General features: G+C 58.3%; 16 protein-coding genes. 5 read left to right on the top strand and 11 right to left on the bottom strand.

Going from position 1 to position 20895, the window contains the following annotated elements; genetic code table 11:
* Positions 1-38: 38 nt before the first annotated feature.
* Genes ACA048_RS28610 through ACA048_RS28565 form a run of 10 tightly spaced genes read right to left on the bottom strand, consistent with a single transcriptional unit; the run spans position 39 to position 14967 of the window.
* A complete protein-coding gene (locus ACA048_RS28610) occupies positions 39-545 on the bottom strand; it encodes a hypothetical protein (RefSeq protein ID WP_497627245.1) in 507 nt (168 codons plus the stop codon).
* A 4-nt stretch (positions 546-549) separates the two neighbouring features.
* Entirely contained in the window at positions 550-1281 is a 732-nt protein-coding gene (locus ACA048_RS28605) for a hypothetical protein (RefSeq protein ID WP_497627244.1), read from the bottom strand.
* 47 nt (positions 1282-1328) lie between these two features.
* Complete coding sequence (locus ACA048_RS28600) at positions 1329-2873, bottom strand: SUMF1/EgtB/PvdO family nonheme iron enzyme (RefSeq protein WP_497627243.1); 1545 nt, start codon at positions 2871-2873, stop codon at positions 1329-1331.
* Positions 2863-4086, bottom strand: coding sequence for an ABC transporter permease (locus ACA048_RS28595; RefSeq protein WP_497627242.1), 1224 nt, complete (start codon positions 4084-4086; stop codon positions 2863-2865). Before ACA048_RS28595 ends, ACA048_RS28600 begins: the two co-directional genes overlap by 11 nt.
* On the bottom strand, positions 4070-4771 hold the full coding sequence (locus ACA048_RS28590; RefSeq protein WP_497627241.1) for an ABC transporter ATP-binding protein: 702 nt from the start codon (positions 4769-4771) through the stop codon (positions 4070-4072). Before ACA048_RS28590 ends, ACA048_RS28595 begins: the two co-directional genes overlap by 17 nt.
* A gap of 10 nt (positions 4772-4781) precedes the next feature.
* A complete protein-coding gene (locus ACA048_RS28585; RefSeq protein ID WP_497627240.1) occupies positions 4782-6761 on the bottom strand; it encodes a vWA domain-containing protein in 1980 nt (659 codons plus the stop codon).
* Between the two features lie 11 nt (positions 6762-6772).
* On the bottom strand, positions 6773-7795 hold the full coding sequence (locus ACA048_RS28580; RefSeq protein WP_497627239.1) for a hypothetical protein: 1023 nt from the start codon (positions 7793-7795) through the stop codon (positions 6773-6775).
* Between the two features lie 3 nt (positions 7796-7798).
* Entirely contained in the window at positions 7799-10510 is a 2712-nt protein-coding gene (locus ACA048_RS28575) for a putative virulence factor (protein WP_497627238.1), read from the bottom strand.
* Positions 10507-13572 carry a virulence factor SrfB gene (locus ACA048_RS28570; protein WP_497627237.1) on the bottom strand — a complete coding sequence of 1022 codons (3066 nt, stop codon included), beginning with the start codon at positions 13570-13572 and terminating at the stop codon, positions 10507-10509. Before ACA048_RS28570 ends, ACA048_RS28575 begins: the two co-directional genes overlap by 4 nt.
* Before the next feature lie 6 nt (positions 13573-13578).
* Positions 13579-14967 (bottom strand): SrfA family protein, encoded by a 1389-nt coding sequence (locus tag ACA048_RS28565; RefSeq protein ID WP_497627236.1) that lies wholly within the window; start codon positions 14965-14967, stop codon positions 13579-13581.
* A gap of 267 nt (positions 14968-15234) precedes the next feature.
* Between ACA048_RS28565 and ACA048_RS28560 the strand changes: the two genes are divergently transcribed.
* Entirely contained in the window at positions 15235-16446 is a 1212-nt protein-coding gene (locus ACA048_RS28560) for an aldose 1-epimerase family protein (RefSeq protein WP_497627235.1), read from the top strand.
* A gap of 6 nt (positions 16447-16452) precedes the next feature.
* Here the strand turns inward: ACA048_RS28560 and ACA048_RS28555 are convergent, their stop codons facing one another.
* Positions 16453-17946 carry a YifB family Mg chelatase-like AAA ATPase gene (locus tag ACA048_RS28555; protein WP_497627234.1) on the bottom strand — a complete coding sequence of 498 codons (1494 nt, stop codon included), beginning with the start codon at positions 17944-17946 and terminating at the stop codon, positions 16453-16455.
* A gap of 389 nt (positions 17947-18335) precedes the next feature.
* On the opposite strand from ACA048_RS28555, the gene ACA048_RS28550 reads away from it, so the two are divergent.
* Genes ACA048_RS28550 through ACA048_RS28535 form a run of 4 tightly spaced genes read left to right on the top strand, consistent with a single transcriptional unit; the run spans position 18336 to position 20893 of the window.
* Complete coding sequence (locus ACA048_RS28550) at positions 18336-19085, top strand: HalD/BesD family halogenase (protein ID WP_497627233.1); 750 nt, start codon at positions 18336-18338, stop codon at positions 19083-19085.
* 22 nt (positions 19086-19107) lie between these two features.
* Positions 19108-19566: a VOC family protein gene (locus ACA048_RS28545; protein WP_497627232.1), complete on the top strand. Its 459-nt coding sequence runs from the start codon at positions 19108-19110 to the stop codon at positions 19564-19566.
* The gene (locus ACA048_RS28540; protein WP_497627231.1) at positions 19567-20010 is read left to right on the top strand and encodes a DUF3291 domain-containing protein; all 444 of its coding nucleotides are present in this window, start codon (positions 19567-19569) and stop codon (positions 20008-20010) included.
* Between the two features lie 10 nt (positions 20011-20020).
* On the top strand, positions 20021-20893 hold the full coding sequence (locus tag ACA048_RS28535) for an iron-containing redox enzyme family protein (protein WP_497627230.1): 873 nt from the start codon (positions 20021-20023) through the stop codon (positions 20891-20893).
* Positions 20894-20895: the final 2 nt, after the last annotated feature.

Below are 20895 nucleotides of genomic sequence, written 5' to 3'. Positions count from 1 at the left end.
GTGCAGACATCCGTCGGGATGCCCTGCGGGGTGAAAAGTTACTCTTCGTAGCCGAGGCTGAATTGCAGCTGATTGACCTTCTTCTGCAACGTTTTCAACTCTTGCTGCTTGGCTGCCAGTGTTGCGGGCGTTGATTTGGTCGTTGGCGCTGCTTGCGAAGCCTTGAGCTGCTGCTCGAGGGCGGCAATCTGCTTCTGCACCTGGGCTTCATTGCCATGCCGAGCCTTGAGCGAGGTCAGCAGTTGCGCCAGCGACTGATTCAGCGCCGCCTGGGATTTTTGCTGGGTGGCCAGATCGGTCTTGGTGCTGAGCTGCTGAGCCTGAATGTTCTCGTACACCTGACGGAACATTGCGTTTTGCTGACGGGACTCGCTCAGGGCCAGTTCCTTCTGCTTGACCTGATCGCTGTAACCACCGGAATAGTCGCAGTTCATCTTTGTCAGCATGCTGCTGTCGCGATTGGTCGCATCGCATTCGCCGGGCGTGGTCGCGCAACCGCTCAGGGCCAGGACGGCAGTGATAACCATCAGTTGTCTTAGCGTCATGTGCTTAACCCAGGGTAATTGCGGAGCGTTGGCTGTACAGGGCGTCGACTTCCTTCTGCAGGCTGACGACTTTCTGGTTCATTCTCTGAATGTTCATGTCCACCTGCCTGATCTCGGCACTGGTGCCTTGGGAACGCTCGGCGTCTGCCACTTTGCTGTACTCGGTGACTTTGGTACGCATGTTGGCAAGGTCTTTACGCAGGCGTGCGATGTCCGAATCGATACCGGCGATTTGCGCCTGAGCCCTGCTCTTGTCGACTTTCTTGTTGGCGATGTCCTTTTTGATCTGGGCGATTTGCGCCTGGTCATCATTGATCACTTGCTGAGCGGTCGCGGTACGGGCGATCACCTTCTGCGTGTCTAGTTCGACGTCGCTGTTCATCTTCGCCAAACGGGTGGTGGTGTCGGCGTATTCGGCGCGACGTTGATCCAGGTAATAGTTCGCGCCCATGGCCACACCACACGCGGTAATACCGGCGGCGACCACGCACACGGTTTTGTTGCTGCTGTTGGACAGCGCGCAAGCGAGGATGCCGATACCGGCGCCGACGGCGCAGGCCTGGTATCCGGATTTGCTGAAGAACTCTGCGTCATTGCCCTGGGTCAGGCGCGGATCGGCACCGTCGCCTTCGCCGAGCATGGAGCTGCCAGTGTTAGCGCAACCGGTCATTAGCAGGCTGCCGGCGACTACGAAAGCGATCTGTAGCTTGAAGCGAGACCAATGGCTGCGCGACATGGTGAAACTCCTACGTAACGGTGTTGACGCGTTGTTATTAAGGTGAGTTATTGAGTGACGGCTTTGCAGCTGTTCAGCCAGCCCTCAGTATCGATTTTCTGCTTTTGCAGGAACGCCTTCTGATTGGCCCAGTGGGTGCGCAAGTAAGGTTTGAGGTCCTGCAGCTGTTTGTTGCGGGTGATGATTTCTTCCATCACCGGGACCTGCGTTTCAAGCAGTGGCTGGCCGTACAAGGTAGCCGATTCCACCAGGCTGCTGGCGTAGTAACGGCTGAGTTTGTGCAGGCGATCCTTTTGCTCGTCGAGCTTGGTTTTACGCATATCGCAGCTCGCGTCTTTGTCCGCGCTTTCGCAGTTGAGCTTGTAGTTCTTTTGCAGGAATTCCACGTACTGGCCGTCGTCGAGCATCTTGGTGCACAAGAATGCGCCCAGATTGAGGCTGGCGCGAATCGCCTGGTCGCGGGTTTCTTCCTGCTGCTGGTTGCTGGCACGCAGCTGGTTTTCCAGGGCCTGGAGTTTTTCCTTGAGCGCTTTATCTTCGACGCCCGAGGCCAGGCTGTTCAGGGATTGCACGGTGCCTTTGTCGGCGGCTTCGGCTTCCGTGCTGCCGGTGCCAAGTTTCTTCCAGCTGCTTTCGATGCTGGCGACCCGTTCGCGAGAGGTGAGGGTCGGGGAGACCAGCACCAGGCGCAGGCCGGTGGTCTTGTTTTTCACCTGGCCTTCGGCGTTGTAATACGGCTGTTCCTGACGCAGTGCCGTACGCAGGTCGGCCTGCGCGGTCAGGTAGTTACCGCCACGGACGACGTAGCCGCCGGCCTGACCGTGCTGGCGGTCGAGTTTGTTCAGGTGAAACGGTTCGAACATCATTTCGTCGACGTTACCGAGCATGTCATGCAGGCCCAGCGGGTTGGGCTTTTGCAGTCCGGTCAATTGCACTTTGCCGTTGGACGATTGCGCCCCGGCAAACCACTCGTAGGCGTTGATGCCTTCCGGCATCGGGTAGTGTGTGTCGCGGAATTCAGCGGCACCGACTTCCAGCCCGCCGCGCGCGGCGAACTCCCATTCGACTTCGGTGGGCAGGCGCAGGAAGCCTTGCACGCCGTCTTCCTTGGGCAGCTTGCCGGCGGCGTTTTTGCGCAGCCAGAGGTTGTACTTGTCGGCGGCATCGATGGCCTGCACCCAGCTCACCGCGGTTTGCGGCAAGCGCATCTTGGTGGCGGCGGTGGGGCAAGTGGCTTCGGTCAGGGCGGCGTATTGCAGCTGACTCATCTCGTACTTGGCCATCAGGTAGTAGCGGGATTTGTCGTTCTTGGCCCCGGTAAAACTGCCCGCGATGAATGTTGGACGGGTCTGTTCGACGTAACCGTATTCCGCGCCGTCCTGACCGATGTTGATCGGGTAGTCATCCAGCGGACCGGTGACCGGAATGAACACCTTGCGAAACACCATCGAGCCTTCGCAGGGCATTGGCAGCACGACGTCGCTCGCCTCGGGCATCGGGTTGTAATACTTCTCTTCCCAGCCCGCTGCCGAGGCGTCGAGCAAGTAGCCGAGGGTCAGGGGCAACAGCAAGCCAAAACGTTTATAGCTCACGCAGACTCTCCGCAGGTTGGATGTTGATGGCTCGCAGGGCGCCGATCATGGCCACCAATGCAGCAACCAAAAAGGTAAAGAGCAGGGCGGCAAAGCCGTGCCAAACACTGATGTGGCAAACGAAGGTGCCTGTGGCCTGGCTGCTGCCGAGCAGGTAGTCGAACAAATGACTGCCCACGGCATAAAACCCCAGCCCGCCCACGTAGCCGGCCAGGCTCAGCACCAGCGCTTGCAGGACCACGAAACCGCCGACGGCGCTGCGTTTGAAACCCAGCAGACGCAGGACCGCCAGGCTTTTGCGTTTGCGGTCGATGTTGGCCAGGAACGCGCCGACCATCGACGCTACGCAGCCGATCAGCGCCGCCATGGCGATCACACCGAAGATCAGCCCCAGCACATGGTTGATGGCTTTGACGTTGTCGATATCGGCCAGTCGGCTCGAGGTTTCGATGTGTTGTTCGTTGAGCCAGTGTTCCAGCGGTGCGACCTGATCGATGTCGCGCGCATAGACGCGGGCGCGAGCATACAGCGGTTGTAGATTACCCTGAGGCTTGCCAGTGGTCACACCGAACGCACTGACCTGATAACCGTCGCGAAAACGCTCCAGATCGAGAAGCAGCGGCGGGGCGACAAACCCGGCAGCGCGACCGAAACGGGCACCGTCGAGCACGGCCAGTACCGTCAGCGTCATCTCGCCACGTTCATTGACCCCATCCAGGCGGCGCGAGGCCCGCAGCTGCAGGCTGTCGCCGGCCTTGGCCTGCAAGCGTTGCGCTGCACTGGCGCTGAGGATCACTTGATTGCCGACGGGATTGAGTGGCGCCAGGTTCAGTTGTGGGTCGCCCGGCTCGGTGGCAATGATTTCCGCACCTTCGACAAACCGTTGCATGCCGTTCAGCAGATCAGCCTGGGTATTGAGCGAGCGGGTCTGGCCGAGGGCAAAACCGGTCTCGGGGCGTTGGCGCAAACGCTCGATCCAGGCCGTGTCGTAATTGCCGTTGCTGAGCATTTTCACTTCAAGGTTGCGCGGGTCGCGCAGCAGTTCGTCCTGCAGCTGGCTGACCACCCCGTGTTTGAGCCCGAACAGCAGCAACAACGGTGCGATCACCGCCACCAGGGACGCGGCGATGCACAGCGAGACCTTACGGTCGTGCCAGAGGTCTTGCAGCGCCAGTGAGCCCAGCAGGCGCAAGCGATCAGTCCATCGGTTCAAACAGAGTCTCTCCCTGATGGCTGATAGCGCCGAGTCGCGGTAAGCCGAAATCTTTCAGCAAGGCCCAGTCATGGGATACAACGAGTGCACTCAGGCCCATGCTCGACACCAGGCTCAGGAGCAACTCGAACAAACGCCGGGCACTGTGAGGGTCGAGCGCGGCGGTCGGCTCGTCGGCCAACAGCAGCAGCGGTTCATGGGCAATTGCCCGAACGCAGGCAACGCGCTGGCGTTCGCCGATCGACAAGGCCTGAGGTTGTTTATCCAGCAACCCTTGCAGGCGCAACACGTCAACGGCGTGGTCGATGTGATCGCTCTTTGCCGGCATCCCGAGCAAACGGCGCGGCAGGCTGATGTTGTCCCGCACGCTCAGGAACGGCAGCAAGCCGCCGCTCTGCAAAATGAATCCCAAATGCCGTGAACGCACCGCTGCAAGAGCAGGCTGGTCGTCAGCCGCCAGCAGTTGGGCGATATCCTGAGCGTGCGTCGGGCCCAGCCGAAAGCGCTCGAGCTCCATCGGCGCGAGCAATAGGCCGATGGCTTCGAGCAACGTGCTTTTGCCGCTACCGCTCTCGCCGGTGATGGCGAGGATTTCTCCGGCGCCGACCTGCAAGTGCGGCAGTCGCACGTGATGGGCCTGTGCGCCTTCACCACGGCGCACCAGCAGGTTCTTGATATCGAGCATCGGCGTCTCGTTAAGGCATCATTTCCAGGGGCACGGGATAGACGTTGTCCCGCGCATCGCTGTCTTTGGCTAACGCTACCCAGCGGTCGACGTCGGCGTTGTAACGCTGGTAATGCCGCAGTTTGGTGTTCAGCGTGCGGATGAATTTCTCTTGCGCCAGACCGTCCCAGCTCTTCCAGGTCTCTTCATCCAGGTTCAGCACTTCACTGTGATAAGGCAGGTCTTCGAGGTATTCGCCGAGGACGCCCATGTCCGCCAGTTTGGCGTTGCCGTTCTGCTTGAGCTGATTGGGATCGGCGCCCATGGTCGCGGCCACCGAGCGCAGGCGATCGAACATTTCCGTGGGTGAAATCAGGCCTTCGTTGGCGGCATCAAGAATCTGCTTCATCACGTCGCTCAAGTCGCTGAGCTGTGACTTGGTCAGCAGCACCCGCACGTCGGTGGTCGGGATGTTCTGCTTGATCAGGTCGCGGTCGGAGATCCACGCCTTGAATACCGGCGGGGCCTTGCTGTTGGTCTTCTCGCCGAGATAAGCGAGTTGCATGGCGTGGCCGATCAGCGCCGCGTCTTCGAGCATTTTCTTCTCGGCCGGGTCCTGCTTGGCGTTCGCCGCGCTGCCAATGGCGTCTTCGCCCATGTAGGCGGCTTTCACTTGTGTAGTGATCGCCCCGGCCAAGGCGTCGACCTTGCGCCCGAATTCCTGCACATCGCCAGCGTTGACCGGGTAGTACAGCGAAGTGTTGGTGCCCGGATAGGTCGACAGGTTCTGGTATTGCGCTTCGGCCTTGGCGTGATCCTTGGCCCCGGCCGGTGTTTTCAAGTGCAGGGTGTAAATCGCCACGCCCGGGTTGGCGGCTTCCATACGCACCTGTGCGGCGCTCAAACCGGTCTTCGACAGCTTGTCGTCGCCTTCGATGGCGCCCGCATCGGTGATCAGCACCACGTATCGCGCGCCGAACTGGCTCCAGTCAACCTTGTCGATGCTCTCCATGACGCCGGCAAACGAGTCTTCATCGAAGCTGCTGCTCGACACGGTGGCTTGTTTGAGGTCGGCGATCTTGGCGAAAAAGTCGGCGCTGTCTTTGACCTTCGTCGGGTCGGCGTACATCTTGGTGGTGTATTCCAGCCCCGGTACCGCCTGGGTGTTGGAGCGAAAAGCCACCAGGCCGAACTTGACCTGTTTGCCGAGGTTCTGCGCTTCGATCTTCTGGTAAACCTTACGGATCGCCTCGCGGGTGCGATCGATGTAGGGGTCCATCGAAATCGTCGAGTCGATGACAAATACTACGGCCGCACTGAATTCCTTCAGCTGGTTGGCCTTTTTATCTTCGGCTTCCTTGCTGCCGGCAGCGCTGTTTGCAACACCGCCCTTGGCGTTCTTGTCATCCGGCTTGCTGACGGAGGCGACGTTGAGCAGGCGCGTGCGGAAACCGCTTTCGGTCATGACTTCTTCGCCACTGAGCACCGGCAGCAGGTAGAACTGCTTTTGCAGGTCGACGAAGTATTCCGGTTCTTCAGCCAGTACGCCCGGAGCTTGCTGGCCCTTTTTCAGCGTGGCCCGCAGCGGCGCGACTTTGCTGACCGGGTCCGGCGCATCAAGGATGCCTTCGACGGTGGCGCGGTCCTTGAAGAACAGCAGCCGGTCGCGGTTGGCCGGGTTGGTGAAGGCCAGCGTCAACTGCATCTTCCAGTCGGTGGTGCAGCTGGCAGGCAGCCAGCCAATGGTTTTGCCGTAGCTGTCGGGGCCGACTTTCAGCCACTCGGCGTTGTTTGCCTGGGCGCGCTCGTACACATAAAAGCGGCTAAAGACGGGTTGTGCGTCACCTTCGGCACCGCCCGCCGTCGGGCTGATCTTGCAGCCGGGCGTGGTCAGCACGCGTTGAAACAGGGTCTTTTTACCGGCCTGGATCAGCGGTTTGTCATCGGCCTGGGACAGCGGGCTGATGCACAGCGCCAGTAATGCGGCACCGCTCAGCAGGAATCGACTCATGGGCGAGCGCATCACTTCTGCAACTCCTCGAAGCGCTGCTTGGCTTCGGCGTTGTTCGGGTCCTGGGTGAGGATGGTTTCATACCAGTAGGCGGCGGTGGCGTTGTCCGCGGCCGGGAAGCATTCGCTGGCCTTCAGGTATTTTGGGTCGTATTCGCGGGCATAAGCGTTGGCGATCAATGCGTCACCGGCCTGGGCACGGTTGGCGTACAGACGCTGGGCGACGCCGCAGTGCTTGCCGGCCTTGGCCTGGTTGATGATCTCCAGCAACTTGGCACTGTCGGGTGCTGCCTTGATGCAGGTCTGGACGAAGGTCAGCTCGGGCAGGCTGTTCATGCTGTCGAGGGTGCAGGCTTGAGCGTCGGCGCCGGCTGGTGCGGCGGCAGTGGCTGCAACCGCAGGGGCCGGGGGACGTTTGTAGAACCAGAATCCGGCGCCCGCCGCCAGCAGCAACATCACAATCAACAGACCGATCAGGCCTTTGTTGCTTTTCTTCACCGGTGGGGGAGGCGGCGTGTAGGCGGGCTCGGTGAGTACCGACTCCAATTCCACTTCTGGCTCGGCGGTGGACAGGATCAGTTCAGGCATCTCCGGGATTTCCGGGATTTCCGGCGCCGGTACGCTCGGAGCCGTCAGTTCGGCACCGCCGTAGGTCGAGCGCGTCTGGCCGCCGGCCGTGGACGGCAGCAAGCCAACGCCTGGGCGAACCACGCCTTTATCGGCATGACCGTGGTTCTGTTCGCGCAGTTCGATCTGGAATTGCGAGTTGGCGCCGCCTTCCAGCAGCGGGTCGACCACTTCCGGGCCGACCTGCGTTTCCAAAGCTTCGCCGTTGGCCGTGAGGTTGAAACGCGAGACCTTGAACCAGAATGGATTGTTGCTCCAGGCCTTGTGGTCCTGGAGGTAAAAACCGTCCTGGTTGCGCTGAATGGAAAACTCCAGCTGTTCCTCGCCACCCTGCCATTTCTTCACAGTGAGGCGGGCCTGGCCAGGCACATTGGGCTCTAACGCGAGCAGGTCGACACGAATTGGCATTGCTTATCTCGCTGCGAAGGCTGTGAGCACTTGGCCCAGCCGTTCGTTCTGTTCAGGGGTAATTTCACGTCCGGCACCATGGCCGGCATTGTCCTGCGTGATGTAGGCAAGGCCCGAGAGCCAGTCGCCTAAGTACCGCTGCGCCTGATTGGCCGGTTGCGCCGGCAGCACGGGGACTTGTCCCGGGCCAATGTCGGTGTAGAACGAAAACAACGGCTCCTTGGCACCGGCGCGGCTGTTTGGGCGCTCGCTAACCGGCTTCTGGAGGTAGCCGAACCAGGACACGAAGTCGCGCAGCACACGTTGCACTTCCAGTACCTGGCGCTCGACCAGTTGATCGCGCCGCGCGCCACTTTGTGCGCGCTTGAGGACGGCGCGGCTCAGTTGCCCCGGCAAGTCCTGGCGATAGCCGGCGGTGATCAGTTCATCGACCACCGCTTCCAGCAAGGCCTTTTCCAGCCCCAGCAGGTTGAGCAGGCTTTGCCGGGTGGTCAGTTCACGCAGGTGCGCGATCCAGGCCTTGAAGGCCGCTTTGGCAAAACGGTGCTCGTTGCTTTGCAGCTCGGGCGCCGGGGTGCCGGTTTTGCTGCTGACCGGCGCGTCATGGCTCAGGTCGTCACTGAAATCGAAATCGAAACCGGCGTCGTTGCCATACAGGCTCTGGCTCGGTGTCGGGGCAACCGGTTCGTCGCTCACGGCGGGCTCGTCATCGGTTTCGTACACACCGCTGAGGTACAGGTCGCGCACCTCTTCGCTCGGAATGTCGAGTTGATCGATCAATTCGCCAAGCACCGCAGGGCGACGGCCCAGGCCCGTCAAAATCATTTGCGCCTTGGCTTTCTTGGCAGCTGCGGCGCCGTCGCCGTCGGCGTGGTACCAAGGGCTCAGGCCGTGAGTGGTCAGGCCTTCGAGGCACTCGCTCAATTGCTCGCGGATGCGCTGCAATTTGAATTCGATATTGGCCACGCCTTTGAAACTGCCGCTGAAGTGGCTGATACCACCGTCATCGTTGCGCAGCATTTCTGCCCAGGCGTTGGCCGGGTTCTTGATGTGTTTGCACACCAGAGCGTTGCTGGCGAAGCTGGCGCCCAGCGCGCTGACACGTTCCTGATAGATGGCATTGAGGCCGGTTTCCGCACCGGTCGCGTCTTGCCCGATGAACGCCGCGTCCATACGCGGTTTGCGCACCAGGTAGGTGTTCTGGAACGGTGTGCCGGCCCAGTCGTTCATCCAGCTCAGGCTGCCGAAGCGCTCCAGCATGGTCAGCTTGACCATGCCGTTCCAGCTCTCGTCGTACTGATCCGGTGTCAGGCTGAGGGAGTTGGTAATGCGCAGATCGAGCATGGTCAGCGCCCAGATCAGACCGGTATCGCGCTTGCTGCGAGCGGCCGAGTCGGCGCCCTGGGTCTTTTCGATCCAGCGGGTCAGCACCGGGCCCACGTCGTTGACGTCGCTCTGCTTGGTCGAGCCTGTGCAGACCACCAGCGCGTTCATTTCCTGGTTGTCGGTGTAGCGTTCGAACAGGTAGGCGACCTTGCCGCGCAGGATCAGCTGGGAAACGGAGTTGTCCTTGGCAGTGGATTTTGGGTCGTTGGAATCGGCGATCTCGTGCAGTTTCTGGCGCCCGCGATAGCCAGGGAAATCCAGCAGGTCGACCTGATTGACGATGTCATCCACCGGCGCTTCGATCAGGCGGAAGGTCATTTCGGCGGTCAGTGCCGCCAGTTGCGCGACCGGGATCGCCTGACTGTTTTGCAGGCGATCGCCCACCAGCGGTCGAACATCGATCGGCAAGTCCAGCGGGCTGCCGAAGCGTTCGAGGATGTCGACGTTCATGATGCTGTCGCGCTGGCTGTAGGTGTCGTTTTCGAAACTCACCAAGGCTTTCAACGGTGTGAACACGGTCTCGGGCAGACCCAGCTTGTGCAGCGCGCCGGCGAGTTGCTGGTACACGCGCGTCAACTCGCTTTGCTCACCCCAGAGGATCGAAAACAGCTCGGCTCGTTCCTGGAAATTCAGGCGTGGCGCCAGTAGCAACGCTTTGGGCCAGTACAGGTGCTCAAGCTTTTTCACCGAATTGCGGAAGTTGTCGCGCAAGTAATCCCACAGCGACACCAGATCGTCGGCATCGACCCCCGTTTGCAGCGGCCCGGTTTCGCGGCCTTCAAACGGTTTGAGCATTCGCTGGATGCGTTCTTCATCGATCTCGTAGGAAATCCGCTCAAGGTCGAAATCCTTGAACCAGGCGTTGGCGAGAATCTTCGCCAGCTCGATTTCCTTGAACAGCGTGAGCTCTACCGGAAAGTCATTGTCCTGACTTTCCGTCGCCCGACGGCTGAAGCGCGTCACCAGACCGGTGGCTTCCTTGCCGCCACCCACCGGGTTGATGTGCTTGATGAAGTCCAGGCGCTGGCCACCGAAATCGGTTTCCAACTTGCCGTTCTGACCCGCCGCGAGGGCTGAGATCAGGTAGGACTTACCGGCCTGGGACAAGCCGAAAAAGCCAATGGTCATCGGCGTGCAGGCCACGCGACCGAGGCTTTGAGCCAGATTGCGGGCGCGATGCAGGCGGATGTTCAGGTTGTCGGCTTCGCTGTCCAGGCGCGGCGCATTGCCGCGCGTCTGGCCAATCCAGTCCAGCGCCTGACCGGCGCCTTCATAAACAGCGGCCCAACTGGCAGAGAGCTGAGTTTGATCGGGGGTCAGGTCTTTCATTTGCGTTTCACACTTCCACTGTCGAGCCAGTACTTGGTCTCGCTCAGGCCGGCGTCGAGCATGGTGTTGAGTTCCAGCTCGAGGTCGCTGCGCGGGTTGAAGTTGACGTTGTTACTGTTGGATTCGATGTCGCGAACCGAGAGGCGGTCGCTGACCAGATCCTGCTTGCGCGTGTATTTGTCTGCCGGTTTGACCTCAAACCGCACCTTGAGCAGCGGCGCGCTGCCGTTTTCACCGATTGCGCGGGAAAACTTCTCCCGACCCGCCTTGGTGAACCGCAAGGTGTACAGCGGCGAGGCGGCCCAACGGTCGGCAGCCAACTGGCGGAAACCGAGGCGCAGATCGCCACGCATTTCCAGCTGTGGCGTGTCGGCGGCGTCGCCAACGCCAATTACCGGCAGCTTTATTTTGTAGTCTTCAGACTGGATGTCGCGGTACAGCACGTCGGCATCCTTGATCACGTTGTTCAGGTCGATGACGCCGATGTGCTTGACCGTCGAATACGGCTTGAGCGCCGATGCACGGAAGTAGAAGTTCGGCACGCTGTGGTTGGCGCACAACAGGCAGAGCATGGCGCCAACCGACGCGGTGCTTTTCGGGTCGTCGATCCGGCCGTTCTTGTGAAACGGATACCAGCCGCCGGTGCGGTAGTTTTGCAGCGCCAGAATGCGTCCCGGTGGCAGCGGTAACACCTTGCGAATGAACGCCTGGATGCCGGGCAGTCGCGAAGGGCGGCCGGTCAGCAGCAAGACATCGCACGGGTAATGCGCGACCACTTCACACAGCGCACCAAGGATCTTGGTGATATTGATCTGGTCGTTGAGGAATGCGGCGTGGAGCTTTTGCAGGTCGAAGCTGATCGGCGCGGCATACAGGTCGAAACCATTCTGAGCGCCGACGTCGCGGCGCACGGCGGCGTTGACGTAGTCGAGCACGGTCTTGCTGATCGCGTTGTCACCGAGCAATTGGCGGTAGCTTTGCGGGGTGACTTCTTGCGGGACCTGCGGATCGTAATGCTCGTACGCCTTGAGCAGCGCCAGGCCCAGCGGGGCGAACACCTGGAGGTTCAGTTGCTGGCGCAGGATCATGTCCTGGGCGCTGACCGATTCATCGCCACACAGCCGTGACATCAGCGAATCCGGGGCTTTCACGCCGGCGTTCTGCAAGGCTTTTTCGAAACTCGGCAGGATGAAGTCCTGAATCACGTCCAGCAGGATGTCGTCGCCGGCCACTTTGAAGCCATCGCGAAAACGCTGTTCGGGCACGATGTGCACGTTGCTGCCGCTGCCGGTATTACCCGCGCGGTCGAGGCGATAGTCGGTGATCACCAGGTCGGTGGTGCCGCCGCCGATGTCGATGGTCGCGAGGGTGATGCGTTGGCGGTCGGTCTTGTCCGGCCGGGCGATGGTGTCAAAAAACTCTTCCGGATGACCGGCAAAATTCTCGTTGACCTCGGTGTACAGGTACACCAACTGGCCGCAGGACGCTTCGTCCCATTCCACGCGGATACTCGGGATCGGCGTGCGCGGGCTGACGGCCTGATCCTGATGTGGATCTTCCTCGCCGGCATGCCAGCCGAGGCTTTTCCACACCAGGCCGATGGCTTGCAGCATGCGTTCGTTGAGAATGCTGCGCTCGGCCTGTGGCATGCCCGGCGGCACGGTCAGGGTGATGCTGTTGAGTTGGCGCGGCACGCGGGTGTGACCCTGGCGCGAACGCTGGGCCGGGCTGTTGATTTGCGACAGCGCCTGGGCCAGCACTTCGGCGAGCATGAAGGTCATTAGCGAGCTGCGTGAATAACGCGGCATGAACACTGGCAGACGATCGTCTTCTTCGAGGCTGTATAGCGCCTCGCCGGTTTCGTTGATCAGATGCGAGAATGGCGCGGCGGTGGCGTACGGCTCGTTGTCGGTCTTGATGTACGAGCAGTTGAAGCGCCAGCCGTGGCCATAGGCGTTTTCGTCCCACAGGTAGCGTTTCGGGCTGGACAGGCCAGTGGAGCCTTCGGTGCCGCGACGACGACTGGCCAGACGGCTGGCTTCATTGCCGACACGGGCAATCGTCGCCCATTGGAACGCATCGTGACGGCCGCTCTTGACCGAGCAGTGGTCCTTGCCGAAGTACGCCTGGGCGAATTCCACGCGGCTTTCAAACGGCAGGTTGTAGGTGTGCTCGGGGGTGATCAGGTCGCGCAGTTCCAGCACGTAGTTCTGCTTCAGCCCGGAGCCGGCCTGACCGTGGTTTTCGATCAGGATGCCGCAGGTGCGCGAGTTGCCGACGTCCAGCACCAGGTCCACAGGAATCGGTTTGACCAGGCCATTGCTGTCGTTGGCGACCACTTTCAGCTCGGGGATTTCAACTTTCGCCCGGGCCGTCGATTGCTGGGCCGCCGACGGTTTGCTCAACAGGCTGAGCAAGTTGAGGTAGTGCGCCAAGTGATAGTTGGCGCGGATATCGATGTCCAACTCTGCGCGCGAACGGTGGGCATTGCCCTCGTTGAACACTTCCAGCAGCCACTCATTGACCCACGGCTGCGCCAGAAACCAGCGGGTTTCGCTAGCCTTGGTCGCCAGTTTGAAGGACACGCCGGAGCTGATGTCTTCTTCGTTTGGTGCCAGGTACGCGGTGCCGTCACGCTTGGGCATCACACGGCTGTCGAACGCCATCGTCAGACGGTGGGTGTTGCCGTCGATGTCGGGTATTGCCAGTTTCACCAGACGCATGCGCGACCAGTTGGTCGGACCTTCATCGAAGCGATGCGGCGGCATGAAGCGGAAAAACGGAGTCGGCAGCCAGATACCGTCGAGCAGTTCGAGGCTGCTTTTCATGTCGACGCTGAACGCAGGTTTGGCTTTTTCGACCTTTTCCGGTTCGGGCTCGTAGAAAAAGAAGTCTTTCTCTTCGTTGTACTCCAGGAGGCAGATCAGCCCGCTGATCATCGGTGCGAACTCGCCCGCCGGTTCCTTGCGGGGATCCAGGCGCAGGGCGAAATCCATGAACTGGATGCCGGTGTCGCTGACCAGCGTGACGGTGTCTTCGAATTGAGTGACTTCAGGCAACATGTCGGGTTATTCCGTTTTTTCGGCCGCTTGCCGCATGGACATGGGGAATTGATCTTTTCCGTAACCGCCGGTGCAGTCCGCGACCGTGGTCGCCCCTGGGCGGCAGTTGACCTTGGGCATGTCGTAAGTGCTGCCATCGCCGCAAACGGCTTGGCCCTGGCTGTCGATGGCCAGGCTGCCACCCTTCATAGTAGCGCTCACCGGCCCACTGCATTTCGAGCCGTCAGCCTGGTGTACGGTGACTTGGCCCTTACCGTCCTTGAGCTGGTATTCCAGGCGCAGCGGTTTGCCGGTCCGGCGGTCCTGTATCCCGGCGCCTGCGTTGTACTGACCGTCGAGGAACTTGGCGGCACCGTCGGCGGCGTTTGGCGGGATGCTCAGGGGAGGGCCGGGTTTTTTGGCGGCGGATTTTCCTGCTTCGGGCGATGTGACATCCGGCGGCGCGGTTTTGTTTTCGGGTGGCGCAGTTTTGTTTTCGGCTGCCGGGTCTTTGGCTGGGTCTGTGGCTGGATCTTTGGTCAAGTCGGCGGGTGCTGCGTCAGCCTTGTTACCCTCTACGGCCGGGGTTTCCACACCCTGTGTTCCCGTCACGGCGGTGCCGGTTCCAGTGGTGGAGCCTATGACGGTGCCTGGCCCCGGAACGCCATTCAGTGTCGTGACATTGCCAGGCAGTTGTGGCTCTTCCAGTTGTTTTTCCACCGGCACGAGTCCCTTGGGCAGCAGGTCTACCGCCACCAACGGAATCGGGACGCAACCGCGCAGGCCGAGCAACAGCCACAAAAGCAGCAGCAGGAGCGGAAGCAACAACAGCCACCACCAGCGTCGCCACCACGGACGAGCAACCACCGGCACGACGGGCGCAACAACAGGCGCTTCGACCACGGGTGGCAGCGTGAACGCGGGCGGAACTTGATAGAGGCAGTGCAGGGGATCGCCATTGCCGGTACCGGCATGCTCGAAACCCCAGAAGGTCAGCACCGGTTTGCCTTGCACCAGGTAGACGAAGTTTTCGTCTGGGAAATGAATCACGCGCTTGAGCAACTTGCCGAACACGGCTTTGTCGCCTTGCTGCTGTTCTCCGGAATCAGTGACCAGGAAACGCTGGCTCAATTCCTCGAGTGCAGTTTTCAGCGCTTCAAGTTGGCGGCGGGCAGGGGCGCGTTCTTCTTCGGTCGCGCTGCTCCACGGAATCACATCGCCGTCGAGGGCGCTGTACCAATCGATCTGGTTGCCGAGTTCATCGCTTTGAGGGATGGCCAGATGATCGACCAAATCGGGGTTCTTGCGGCGAATGGCTTCGCGCAATTGCAGGGCTGCCCGGTAGACCGGTTGACCTGTTTCGCCGAGGGCAGTGAATGACCCGCTCTTACCGCTGCGTAATAGTGCCCCGCGCATTCAAACTCCATACGATCCGTTGCGCAAAAATGACAGACAAATCTGCCTGTGCTTGCTCCTGCATTTAGCGGGCGACCTTAATGTCATCATGATATCGCCGTCAATCTGCCGGAGGTTCAAACCTTATGAGACTAACGTAAGCGTGCGGAGGTTGCATAAGGTCAATTTTAATTGGTTTGGGAAGGCTCGGGCGTAAGCTTTTTTAAGCTTGCTGAATCGTTTCACCAGCGCTATAAAAAATGCACAACTCCAAGAAAGGCTTTCCCCATGACCTCGCTCAAACTCCTCGTCGCCCTTGGCGCGCTGTCCGCCTCCCACGCCATGGCCTGGGATTACGTCCTGCTCGACAGCGACAAAGCCGCGCAAAACTGGCAGATCACCAGCCAGCAACTCGGTGTGAAAACCGACCATCCTTTCTCCGTGACCCTTCGTACCTTGCACGGCGGTCGGCAAGAGGGCGTCAGCATCGTCGACATCGATAACGGCACGATGAAACTCTCGGTGGTGCCGACTCGCGGGATGAATGTCCTGCAGGCGTCGGTCGGTAATGTGCGCATGGGCTGGGATTCGCCGGTCAAGGACGTGGTCAATCCGTCCTTCATCGAGCTCAACGGTCGTGGCGGCCTGGGCTGGCTCGAAGGCTTCAACGAGCTCGTCACTCGCTGCGGCTACGAATGGGTCGGCCATCCTGGCATGGACAACGGCGAACTGCTGACCCTGCATGGCCGCGCCGCCAACATCCCGGCCAGCACAGTCACCCTGCATATAGATGAAAAACCGCCTTACGCGATCAGCCTGCGCGGCGAACTCAAAGAGCAGGCGTTCAAGAAAGTCGATTTCTCGGTGATGACTGAGCTGTTCACTGAGCCTGGCAGCGTTGCGTTTGCCCTCACTGACACCCTGACCAACAACGGTGATTACCCGAAGGAATACCAGGCGCTTTATCACAGTAACTTCAGTACGCCGTTCCTTGAGCAGGGCGCCCGATTTGTGGCTCCGGTCAAACAGGTGTCGCCGTTCAACGACAAGGCCAAAGGGGATCTGGCGGATTGGCAGACCTATCGCGCGCCGACCAAGGACTATGACGAAACGGTTTACAACGTTGTGCCTTATGGCGATGCCAAAGGTGACACGTTGACCGTGCTGCATAACAAGGCAGGGACCCTTGGGGTGTCGGTTGGGTTTAATACTCAGCAGTTGCCCGTGTTCTCGTTGTGGAAGAACACCGATACGCAAGGGCAGGGGTATGTGACCGGGTTGGAGCCAGGGACGAGTTTTTCCTATAACCGTCGTTATCAGCGGCCGATCGGTTTGGTGCCGACGATTGGGGTTAAAGAGCAGAAGCAGTTTCAGATCAAGTACAGCTTGCTGGCGGATAAGGGGGCTGTGGATAGGGCGTTGAAGCAGGTGAGTGATATTCAGGGTGGACGGGAGACTGAGGTGAGGCCTACGCCGTTGGTGGACCTCAGCAAGGAATAGTCCCTGCTAGTTTGTAGTTGGCCGGTATTGAAGCGCCTCGGCCAGGTGCTCGCGAGTGATGCCGTCGACTTGTTCAAGATCCGCCAATGTGCGCGCTACTTTAAGCAGTCGATGGGCCGCTCTCAGCGACAAGGTCAACCGCTCACACGCCGTTTCCAGCCAGGCTTCGTCGGTTGTGGATAACTTGCAGTGTCGGCGCAGGCCCGGCAGATCAAGGAAAGCATTGGCGCAGCCTTGGCGTTTGTGTTGCCGCTCCCGAGCGTCAGCGACCAGCACCGCAGCAGTCGCGGTGTCATCGCCAGGTTTGAGCGCAGGATTCAGCGCTGTGGCTTCCCGAGCGACGGTCAGGTGCAGGTCGATACGATCCAGCAGCGGCCCGGAAAGTTTGTTGCGGTAGCGCTGGACCATGTCCGGTGTACAACTGCATTTGCCGCTGGGTTCTCCAAGATATCCACAGGGACACGGGTTCATCGCAGCCACCAATTGAAAGCGCGCCGGAAACCTCACGCGATCCTTGGCGCGGGAAATCACGATGTGGCCGGATTCCAGTGGCTCCCTCAAAACCTCCAATACCTTGCGATCGAATTCCGGGAGTTCATCGAGGAATAGAACGCCGTGATGGGCGAGGGTGATTTCGCCGGGTTGCGGCTTCGAACCGCCGCCCACCAGCGCCGGCCCGGAAGCGGAGTGGTGGGGTTGGCGGAACGGTCGTTGCGGCCAGTGGCTCAAGGGCACGCAACTGGTGACGGATTGAATGGCTGCGACTTCCAGTGCCTCGTTTTCGGCCAAAGGAGGAAGCAGCCCCGGCAAACGACTCGCCAAAAGTGTTTTCCCGGTCCCGGGTGGTCCGCTGAACAAAAGGTTATGGGCCCCCGCCGCCGCAATCAGCAAAGCGCGCTTGGCCGAGATTTGCCCTTGCACCTCATTCAAGTCCGGATAGGGCTTGCTGGCGTAGAGCAACCCGTTGGAAACGTAGGGCTCGACTGGCGTATGTCCATTGAAGTGCGCAACGGCTTCCAGCAGGTGATCCACGGCAAACACCTTCAACCCCGACGCCAGGCACGCCTCCTCGGCATTCGCCCGCGGCACCATCAGCGAGCGCCCGGCCTTGCGTGCCGCCAGCGCAGCCGGCAATACGCCTCTCACGGCACGTACCGCGCCTGACAGCGCCAACTCTCCCAGACATTCAATGTCATCCAGCGTCAAGGTTGGCACCTGCACGCTGGCTGACAGAATTCCCAAGGCAATCGCCAGATCGAACCGTCCGCCGTCCTTTGGTAAGTCCGCAGGCGCGAGATTCAGCGTGATGCGCCGCGCCGGGAATTGCAGGCCCGAGTTGATGATCGCGCTTCGCACCCGATCCTTGCTTTCCTTCACGGCTGCTTCGGGCAATCCAACCATGGTCAGCGATGGCAAGCCGTTGGCCAGGTGGACTTCGACGGTAACGGCGGGCGCATCCACGCCTATCTGGGCGCGGCTGTGGACGATGGAGAGGGACATGGTCGTTCCTTGAGCTGACAGAAAACTGCTTCCTGCGGTTTTTTGAAGAATAGTCGGGGCGTCGTGTTTCAGCGTGGCGAATGAGAAGGCAAACGTTCACAGGATGTTGCGGGTTGCATCGTCAAGCAAGGCACTCGGCGCAAGTTTAAAAAATTCGCAACGCCGCAACAAATCGAAACAGTTAGATACATTACAGAATATTACTTATTCTTTAGCGCGAACGAACGGACTTATAGAGGGCTGGCTATGTGCCTGCTTTCCGTATTACTTCGTTTAGAGAATGAGAGTAGTTCCCCTGCTCATATTTATCGCGATTCGAAAGCTGGATAGGATCTTAAACGCCGGCACTAAGCGTTAACTAACTATCGCCGGCATAAAAGGAACTAAAGATGATTGCAAACCCGGAAAGTATGACTGTCGATCAAGCACACTTTGAAATTCTCGATAGTGATCCGTATAAAGAGCGGGATCTGTTTTGGGAGCGCCATCGATTTGCACGTGATGGCTATCTGAAAATCAATCACTTAATTGATCCTCTGGTGCGGGATTCAATAATGGAAGACGTTAAATACCTAATGGCGAATCATGCCAAGCGCCGCGACTTTTTAATTGAGTCTACCGGAAATACACCTCGCTATTTGAGTAATGTTAGTCGAGACAATATTGAAGAGTTTGGTAAATATATCCCGCTGGCTTATAACTCAAAGTATTTGATGAGTTTGATTGGCAATATTGTCAAGGAAGAGGTTATTCCAACACCTTGGAAGTGGGATAATTACATTATAAACAGTCAGCATAAGTCAGGTGATACCCATGGTTGGCACTGGGGTGATTATCCTTACACGATCATTTGGATCGTAGAAGCTCCTAGCATCGAATCGGGTGGTTTGCTGGAATGCGTACCGCATACCAATTGGGATAAGAAGAATCCAAGGGTCGAAAACCTGTTAGTGGAAAACACAATTGACTCGTATTTCCATATGACAGGCGACGTTTATCTACTTAAAGCTGACACCACATTGCACCGAGTAAAACCCCTGACTCAAGACGTTCAGCGAATCATTCTGAATACAACGTGGGAACGCGCACGAGACCGTGATCGTCTTGTTGAACACGAGACCTTTGTTTTCCGAGATTGATGAATACGTCGGGTTTCTGATAATGAATACAGTTAAATACAGTCATACCAATCTAATTGCGTCGAACTGGAAAAAAATTGCCAAATTCTATATCGACGTTTTTAGTTGTGCGCAAGTTGGTCCGATACGGTATTTGTCCGGGGCAAGCGTTTCCGGGGGGACAGGCGTTGAGAATGCGCAACTCGAAGGCGTGCATTTGAGGTTGCCGGGCTATGGCCCTGACGGTCCGACTTTGGAGATATTCCAATACCTTGAGAATCGAGAGCGCGAGGCAGCTCATGCCAATTCAAAGGGGCTGACTCACCTTGCTTTTGAAGTGTCCGATATTGACGAAGTTTGTACCAAGGTAATTCGGGCAGGTGGCTGGATGCTTGGAAAGCTGGCCAGTCAAGTCATCGAGGGTGTTGGGGTTTGTACATTTGTTTATGTGCGAGACCCTGATAGAAACATTATTGAAGTTCAGATGTGGGATCACAATTGAATGGCAGTCCTGGCGCAGTTTGATCTGGTATCACCTCGTTTTCCTAAAGCCGATCCACGTATGACTGGCTTTTATGAGTCTGTTCGATACGTCAATGATCTTGCGGAACAACATCCCGGTTTTATTTGGCGTGAGTTAAATGAAGATCAAGCGCTACTTGATGAATTATGGGGTGAGGGTTATCTCTACACACTTTCATTATGGAGAAGTCCTGAAGCGTTGAAGGATTTTTTGTATAAGACCCCTCATAACGAGTTTCTTCGGAGAGGAGGCGAGTGGTTTATTCCAATCCATAAGCCTCGTGTAGTGATGTGGTGGGTTAACGAGGGACATATTCCGACCCTTAGAGAAGCCCATGAAAAAATGCAAATCCTTTATGAGGTTGGGCCCTCTCACCAGGCGTTCGATCTCAAATCAAGTGATTTACCAATTGTTATCTATTGAGGGCGTGGAAATGGATTTTGAACAACGAGATGGCCAGCAATATATTGCCGATTACTATCGAAGTATATTGAACGATCCAGCAGCTCTGGTGGGGCAAGGGGTGCACTTGCGAAGCCTGCGTAAAGAAGTTGAACGCATTGAAGATGAGTGGACCAACGCGGAAGAAGCCGATGTCGATATGCGCGAGTTGCCAACTACCAAGGAAGAGTTTCTTACGTGGTATTTGGAGTGTGAGAAAAAAATTAACGAAGACATCAGTTTCTTTGTTGAATACATGAAAAAAAGTGCAACGCTTGAGCAAATGGCCTATTACATTTGTATGGAAGAAATGGTGGACGGTTCGTTTGACGATTTGATGGCCGTCGTACAGTTGGGTATGCCGATTAATTGCAAGATGGTTGCGGGTGAGAATTACTGGGATGAGATGGGGAATGGAAATTTTGACTTTGTTCATACGTCAATGTTTAAGACCTCATCGGCTTACATGCGAAATATTCTGGCTCAAAAGAACATCACCCCTGAAATCCCTCCTAAAGAGTGTTTGATGAATGGCAATATTCTTTTGATGTGGGCTGTACGTCGTGAATACAACATGCGTCTGATTGGGGCCATGGGGCTTGTCGAAGGCTCTGCTCCGACAAGGTTTGGCGCCACCACTGAGGCATTGGAGCGCCTTAATCAACCCAAGGAAGTGATTGCTTATCATAAGGCGCATATCGGCATCGATACACATCACAGTGAGGCGTGGTTCGAAACAGTTCTGCAGCATTACTCCGAAGGCGGCGCGCAGGTAATTCAGGAGTTGGCAATGGGCGTCATGATTCGATACAACGTGGCCGTCCGGTATTACCGATACATGTATGACGCGATGCGGGGAATATGACC

The sequence above is a fragment of the Pseudomonas sp. LBUM1659 genome (genome assembly GCF_059716045.1).
This window is presented reverse-complemented; position numbering and strand designations above follow the sequence as displayed.